This window comes from Bradyrhizobium archetypum, assembly GCF_013114835.1.
Lineage (GTDB): Bacteria > Pseudomonadota > Alphaproteobacteria > Rhizobiales > Xanthobacteraceae > Bradyrhizobium > Bradyrhizobium archetypum.
This window is the reverse complement of the sequence record NZ_JAAVLW010000016.1, coordinates 33,662-40,720: the sequence shown is the minus strand read 5'-3', so window position 1 is coordinate 40,720 and position 7,059 is coordinate 33,662. Positions and strand designations below refer to the sequence as shown.

The following is a 7,059-nucleotide window of genomic DNA, read 5'->3' as shown; positions in this document are numbered from 1 at the left end:
GTCGCCAAGTTCGACCGGCCCGGCCTGATCGCGGCGCTCAAGGAACAAACCGCCGACACCCGGAAAGCGGCCTAGGGCATCAGCGTGCTCAAACAAGGTAACTGCATATGACAACCAAGACCGAGACCATCGAGGGCACCGTGGCCGAATACGTCACCGCCGTGATCGGCGGCCAATTGTTCGGGCTGCCGATCTCCCGCGTCCAGGACGTGTTCATGCCGGAACGGCTGACGCGGGTGCCGCTGTCGTCTGCCGAGATCGCCGGCGTGCTCAATCTGCGCGGCCGCATCGTCACCGTGGTCGACATGCGCGCCCGGCTCGGCCTGCCGAAGAACGACGACGGCAAGCCGCCGATGGCGGTCGGCGTCGATCTGCGCGGCGAGTCCTACGGCCTTTTGATCGACCAGATCGGCGAGGTGCTGCGGCTGCCCGACGCGAGCTGCGAGGAAAACCCGGTCAACCTCGACCCCCGCATGGCCAAGCTCGCCGGCGGCGTGCACCGCCTCGACGGCCAGCTCATGGTCGTCCTCGACGTCGATCGCGTTCTCGAACTCGCGCCGAAAATAGCCCTCGCAGCATAGGGCCGCGCGTCAAGCAAGGAGACAAAAATGAAAACCTGTCTTGTCGTCGATGATTCCAGCGTCGTGCGAAAAATCGCGCGACGTATTCTGGAGGAGCTGGACTTCCAGATTACGGAGGCCGAGGACGGCGAGCAGGCGCTCGCTGCCTGCAAGGCCGCCATGCCAACGGCAGTCCTGCTCGACTGGAACATGCCGGTGATGGACGGCTACGAATTCCTCGGCCATTTGCGTCGATTGCCCGGTGGCGACATTCCCAAGGTGGTGTTCTGCACCACCGAAAACGGCATGGATCATATCTCTCGCGCGCTGCATGCCGGCGCCAATGAATACATCATGAAGCCGTTCGACAAGGACATCGTCGCGGCAAAATTCCAGGAAGTCGGTCTGGTCGCGCTCCCGGAACAGAGCCTGATCTAATCTTATCCGCTTGCCCTTGAGAGGCCCCCGTGACCCCGCCAGACTATGAGTATCTGCGTAAGATCCTGAAGGATCATTCCGGTCTCGACCTGTCCGCAGACAAGCAATACCTGATCGAAAGCCGCCTGCTCCCGCTGTCGCGCAAATGCGGCGTGCCGGGTATCGGCGAACTCGTGCAGAAAATGAAGGGCGGGTCGTCATCGATCATCGCCCAGGTGGTCGAAGCCATGACCACCAACGAGACCTTCTTCTTCCGCGACAAGGTGCCGTTCGAACATTTCCGCGACACGATCATACCGGAGATGTTGAAGTCGCGCGCGGCCCGCAAGAGCATCAGGATCTGGTGCGCCGCTGGCTCCACCGGCCAGGAACCGTATTCGCTTGCCATGTCGCTGAAGGAAATGGGCGCGGCGCTTGCCGGATGGCGCGTCGAAATCATTGCGACCGACCTGTCGACGGAGGTGCTCGAGAAATCGAAGTCGGGCATCTACAGCCAGTTCGAGGTCCAGCGCGGCCTTCCGATTCAACTGCTGGTCAAATACTTCAAGCAGAACGGCGAGCTGTGGCAGATCGCCCCGGAGCTGCGCGCCATGGTGCAGCACCGGCAACTGAACCTGCTGCACGATTTTTCCCAGCTCGGCAGCTTCGACGTCATCTTCTGCCGCAACGTTCTGATCTATTTCGATCAGGATACCAAGATCAACATTTTCGGCCGTCTCGCCAGGGCGATGGAAGGTGATGGCTTCCTGGTGCTGGGCGCGGCGGAAACCGTCGTCGGGTTGACCGATGTGTTCAAGCCGTTCCCGGACAAGCGCGGCCTCTATCGGCCAAGCGGCGTGCGTGCAGCGTCGGCACCCGGTGGCGCGGCAATGCCCAAGATCGCGGCAATGGCAGGACGGTGAGCGATGACTGAGGACAGCAAGGGCGTAGAGCGGGTCACCTTCAGCCGGGGCTATGACGTCTGCATCATGGCGATTGACGGGACCTGGCGCAGGGACTGCCAGCTCAACGCAATCTCGGACACCGACGCCACGCTGACCGTAGAAGGCTCCATTCAAGGACTCAATCTCAAGGAATTCTTCCTGCTGCTGTCATCGACTGGCCTTGCCTATCGCCGGTGCGAGCTGGTTCGCGTCAACGGCACTGAAATGGACATTCGGTTCCTGAGAGGCAAGCACGGCAAGAAAAAGTCGGGCGCCTCGTCAAAAGCGGAAGAGGCGATGCACTGAGACCGATCGCGAGCGCCGCGAATCTTCGGCGCATGCGATCTGGCCGGCTCAACGAACGCGGGCGACACATCATCGAGCACGATGACGCCGATGGAACTCTCAGGCGCGCCGAGCGACGTTCCCTCCGCCGGCTGTTCTGGACGTGCTTAGTCAGGCTGACGGTCCAAAACCAAGGCATGATTGACATCATTCTGGGCTTGTGCCGCTTGTGCGACGGCATCGCCCGATGCATCCCGATGAGTGCACTGCTTGATCACTTTTTAGGTGTGCGTTGCTACTTGTGCGTTAAGCCATGGTCCCGTACAAATACGGTCCGGTATGGCGTTGAATGCCGTTATCCGAGTGTGCGTCACATTCAACCACGCATGGACGATGGAACATGGCTGAAAAGGCCCCCTCCCGCGGGGAGATTTTCGTAGTCGATGACGACCCTGCCGTTCGCGACACGCTTTCGATGGTCCTGTCGGCGGCCGGCTATCAGGTTATCTGTTTCGCCGACGGCGCCGCTTTGCTGGCGATCGCACGAACGCGGACGCCAGCCTGCATCCTGCTCGACGTACATATCCCCGGTAAGTCCGGTCTCGATATTCTGAAAGAGCTTCATGGCGAGGACTACCCTGCGCCGATCTTCATGATCTCAGGGCAGGGCGATATCGCCATGGCGGTCAGCGCCATCAAGAGTGGCGCGCTGGACTTCATCGAAAAGCCGTTTCGCGGCAGCGAAATCGTGGCAAGACTCGATGAGGCGATCGAGGCCTATGCTCGGCGGCAAGCGCAAAATATGTCATCGCGCATCGCGACTCTGCATTTTCCGGGACGCGAGCCGCTGACGCGGCGCGAACGCGAGGTGCTTGAGCAATTCACCGCCGGCGCTTCCAACAAGGAGGCGGGGCGGCACCTCGGGATCAGCCCGCGCACGATCGAGGATCACCGCGCCAACATCATGAAGAAACTCGGCGCGCGGAACGCCGCCGATCTGGTCCGGATTGTGATGACGCAACAGCGGCAGGGCCAGGTTTAACCGTCAGATCTGTTCGCGGGCCCGGGGGAACAACGGCCTGGTCGCAGCAAGCCACTGCATCCTGCGCAGAAGCTGGCGCTGCTAAGCAGCGTTGTCATAGGCGTTCACTCGGCAAGCGCCTTGCGGATCATGATCGCCATGTCCGACTTCCGATAGGGTTTGGCAAGCAGCATTACGCCTTCGTCGAGCCTGCCGTGATGGATGATGGCATTCTCGGTATAGCCCGAGGTGAACAGCACCTTTAGCCCAGGCCTGACTTTCAAGATCTCGTCGGCGAGCTGGCGGCCGTTCATGCCGGGCATGATCACGTCGGTGAACAAGAGATCGAAGGCGTGGCCGGCATGGACCAGCGCGAGAGCCTCGGTCGCATTCGCCGCGTCCAGCGTGACATAACCAAGCGAGTGCAGTTGCGCCAGCACATAGTCGCGCACCAGCTTGTCGTCTTCCACCACCAGAATCGTTTCATGGCCGCCTTCGACGGCCGGCGCCAGCGCCTGTTCGCTCGTCGGCAACGCGCCGGTTGCCGGCGGCAGATACATCTTGATTGTCGTGCCGTGGCCTTCTTCGCTGTAGATCATGATATGGCCGGCCGATTGCTTGATGAAGCCATACACCATGCTCAGCCCGAGGCCGGTGCCCTTGCCGGGGCCCTTCGAGGTGAAGAACGGGTTGAACACCTTGTCGAGTATCGCGGCCGGTATGCCGGTCCCGGTATCGCTCACCGCGATCATGGCGTAGCGGCCGGGTCGGACGTCGCTGTGCATCCTCGCATAATTGTCGTCGAGCACGACGAAGCCGGTCTCGATGATCAGCTTGCCGCCATCCGGCATGGCGTCGCGGGCGTTGAGGGCCAGATTGAGGATCGCGGTGGCGAGCTGGTTGGGATCGACGATCGCAGGGCACGCCTCGTCTTCGAACACGGATTCGATCTCGACATGCTCGCCGAGCGTCCGCTGCAGCAGTTTTGCGGTGTCGATGATCAGCGTGTTGACGTCGGTTGCCTTCGGGTCCAGCGGCTGCTTGCGCGCGAATGCGAGCAGTTGCTGGGTGAGGTCGGCGCCGCGTGACGCTGCCTCATCGATCATTCGCGTGATGGCGGCAAGCTGCGGTTCGGCCTCGACGGCGTCTGCCAGAATTTCGATCGTACCCGTGATGACCGTCAGGATATTGTTGAAGTCGTGCGCGATGCCGCCAGTGAGCTGCCCCATCGCCTCCATCTTCTCGGCCTGACGGATCCTATCCTCGGCCGCGATCTTGTCGGTGAGGTCGCGCATGAAGCCGTTGAATACAAATCCGTTGCGGCGCTGAAGCGCGGTGACGCTGAGTTCGACCTTGATCTCCTTTCCATCGCGCCGCATCGCCTCGATCTCAAATCGGCGGCCGAGGATGGCGGCCTCGCCGGTGCGGAGAAAACGTTCCAGGCCGACCTTGTGTGCCTTGCGATGGGCGTCGGGAATGATCAGCTCGCTCAGCTTGGCGCCGATCGCTTCCGCGCGCGACCAGCCGAAAATGTTCTCTGCCTGCGAGTTCCAGTCGGTGACGCTGCCCATATCATCCATCTGGACGAAGGCGTCGAGGGCGGTATCGATGATGCCGCGCGCGAGCTGCTCGCTTTCGCGCAGCGTCTCCTGCGTCAGCCGGCTCTCGGTCATGTCGCGGCCGACAAAGAAGAAGCGCTTGACCGGCTCGGACCACGTTCCGAGCCACGACAGCCACACCTCCCGGCCGTCCTTGTGAATGCAGCGTGTGTCGGAAATCTTCGGGCGCAGCCCGCGCCGCGCCGCGCGCAATTCCTCGCGGGACGTCTCGAGGTGGTCTGGATGAATGAAATCGACGCCGCTGCGCCCGACCATTTCCTCCGGCCGGTAGCCGAGAATGGCCTCGCAGCTCGGGCTGATCTGAACCAGATGGCCCCTTGAATCCATCACCATGATCAGATCCTGCGAGGTCTCGAAGATGCGACGAAGCTCTTCGGTTTGCTGCCGCAGGACCTGCCTGGTCTTGTTGGCTTCGGTAATATCGCGCGACACCTTCGAAATTCCGATGGTTTCCCCCGAGGGTGATTTGATCGGAGAAATGCTGAGCGAGACTTCGATGCGGCGGCCGTCTTTGTGCAGGCGCACTGTTTCATTGTGCTCGACGCGCTCGCCCCGGCCGATCCGCTGCAAAGTGTCGTGGATCTCCCGCAGCCGGTCGATCGGCACGACCAGCGTGATATTCTTGCCGGCGATTTCCTCAGCTGTGTACCCGTACAGCCGCTCCGCGGCCGAGTTCCAGCCGGTGACCGTGCCGTCGAGCGACATCGTGATGATCGCGTCATTCGAGGATTCCACCGCTGCGCTGAACAGCCGCTCTCGCTCGGCGTGATGGTCGCGCGCGGCGACGGTGCGGCGATGCTCCTCGACCTCCTGCTGGAGTGCCGCAGTCTTTGCATTGATCTCCTCGATCGCCAGCGCAAATGCACGCGCGAGTACGCCAGTCTCGCCGCGTGCACCGACCGGAATGGCGACCTCTCCTTTGCCGGCCACCCCCTGAACGGCCTTGGTCAACTGAACGATCGGCCGGGTGAGCGACCTCGCGATCACTAGCGCCAGCATGGCGGCGCAAAACACGGCGATGCCTCCGACCAGAAGCGAAGTATTTCTGATGCTCGCGGCCGGCGCCATGATCACGGCGTTAGGGGTGGTTTCGATGACCGCTGCCCACTCGGAGCCGGCGAGGATGGCGGGTGCAAACGCTATCCCATTGGAGCGGCCAGCCTGATCAGTTACGATCTCGGCGCCGCCCTGCTTTGCTCCGGCCTGCGATGCCAGATGCGGGAAGTCGGCCTTCCAGTCGTTGGTCTTGCCGAGCAGCGCGCCGAATTCGCGCGAACGATCGGGATGTATCAGATAGTCGCCCTGGCGGTTGACGACGTAGATCGTCTCGCCGGGCCATACCGACGACCTGACACGGTCGAACGCGCGGCGCATGTCGACATTGACCATGAAGATGCCGAACGGCTTGCCGTCGCTCGCGTAGATCGGCGTCGCGACGCGAATGGTCGGCCTGTGCACCTCCTCGATCAGACCATTGAAGCGGCCAAGATCGAGTGGCGAGACATAGAGTTGGGTGGGCCCGAGCCGGAGCGTTTCCTGGAAGTAGCTGCGATCGCCTCTCTTCTGCAGACCGGATTCCGGGACGATGCGGACTGTGCCGTTCGGTCCATTGCGGTCGACCCGGACCAGCTCGCGGCCGTCATCTTCGAGGCCGATAATCCGAAACATTGAATAGGTGGGCTTGGCTTCGAGTTCCGCGGCAAAGCGGGCCGCTATCCGGTCGCGCCAGACTTTTTCCGAGACGCCATCGACCGGATCGGTACCACCCGCCTGGCGGGCGCGAACCATTCCATGCAGCGCCACCGCCGAACGAAAGCCCACGACGTCTCCGGTCGCGCTGGCGGCGTAGTATTCCAGATCAGTCGCGATCTGCCGCGAATGCGTCTCGATGCGGTCGCGGGCGCGCTGCAGGAGCGCCTGTTCCAGGTTGCGATAGCTCAGCCATCCGACCGCGGTAACCGCGATCGCGACCAACGCAATCATCGCGATGGCAAGCCTGGTCGTGAGCGTCATGTCGGTATTCGCTCGCCCTTCGCTTTCCGCCCGGCAAGCCGCCGGACGAATCGGATGCTATGGCGCATCAAGGGGAGGAGGCAACACCAGGCGGCTTCAAGGCAGCCGGTGACGGCTGCGGCAGGTTGCGAGTTTCGCCGAATCTTTATGTTGCCGCAACTGCTTCTCCTGCACGAACGTTCCGGCCGGAACCGGCAACA

General features: G+C 62.2%; 6 protein-coding genes. 5 read left to right on the top strand and 1 reads right to left on the bottom strand.

Annotated elements, in window-relative coordinates; translation table 11 throughout:
* Window positions 1-107: 107 nt before the first annotated feature.
* The 5 genes from HCN50_RS31970 to HCN50_RS31950 all read left to right on the top strand — a co-directional run bounded on the left by HCN50_RS31970 (window position 108) and on the right by HCN50_RS31950 (window position 3,248).
* Window positions 108-581 carry a chemotaxis protein CheW gene (locus HCN50_RS31970; protein ID WP_171713865.1) on the top strand — a complete coding sequence of 158 codons (474 nt, stop codon included), beginning with the start codon at window positions 108-110 and terminating at the stop codon, window positions 579-581.
* Window positions 582-608: 27 nt separating this feature from the next.
* On the top strand, window positions 609-998 hold the full coding sequence (locus tag HCN50_RS31965) for a response regulator (RefSeq protein WP_171713864.1): 390 nt from the start codon (window positions 609-611) through the stop codon (window positions 996-998).
* A gap of 29 nt (window positions 999-1,027) precedes the next feature.
* On the top strand, window positions 1,028-1,900 hold the full coding sequence (locus tag HCN50_RS31960) for a CheR family methyltransferase (RefSeq protein WP_171713863.1): 873 nt from the start codon (window positions 1,028-1,030) through the stop codon (window positions 1,898-1,900).
* A 3-nt stretch (window positions 1,901-1,903) separates the two neighbouring features.
* Window positions 1,904-2,227 (top strand): PilZ domain-containing protein, encoded by a 324-nt coding sequence (locus HCN50_RS31955; protein ID WP_171713862.1) that lies wholly within the window; start codon window positions 1,904-1,906, stop codon window positions 2,225-2,227.
* Between the two features lie 379 nt (window positions 2,228-2,606).
* Complete coding sequence (locus tag HCN50_RS31950) at window positions 2,607-3,248, top strand: response regulator transcription factor (protein WP_171713861.1); 642 nt, start codon at window positions 2,607-2,609, stop codon at window positions 3,246-3,248.
* 104 nt (window positions 3,249-3,352) lie between these two features.
* Here HCN50_RS31950 and HCN50_RS31945 read toward each other — a convergent pair whose 3' ends face one another.
* Window positions 3,353-6,859: a PAS domain S-box protein gene (locus HCN50_RS31945; RefSeq protein WP_171713860.1), complete on the bottom strand. Its 3,507-nt coding sequence runs from the start codon at window positions 6,857-6,859 to the stop codon at window positions 3,353-3,355.
* Between the last annotated feature and the right edge of the window lie 200 nt (window positions 6,860-7,059).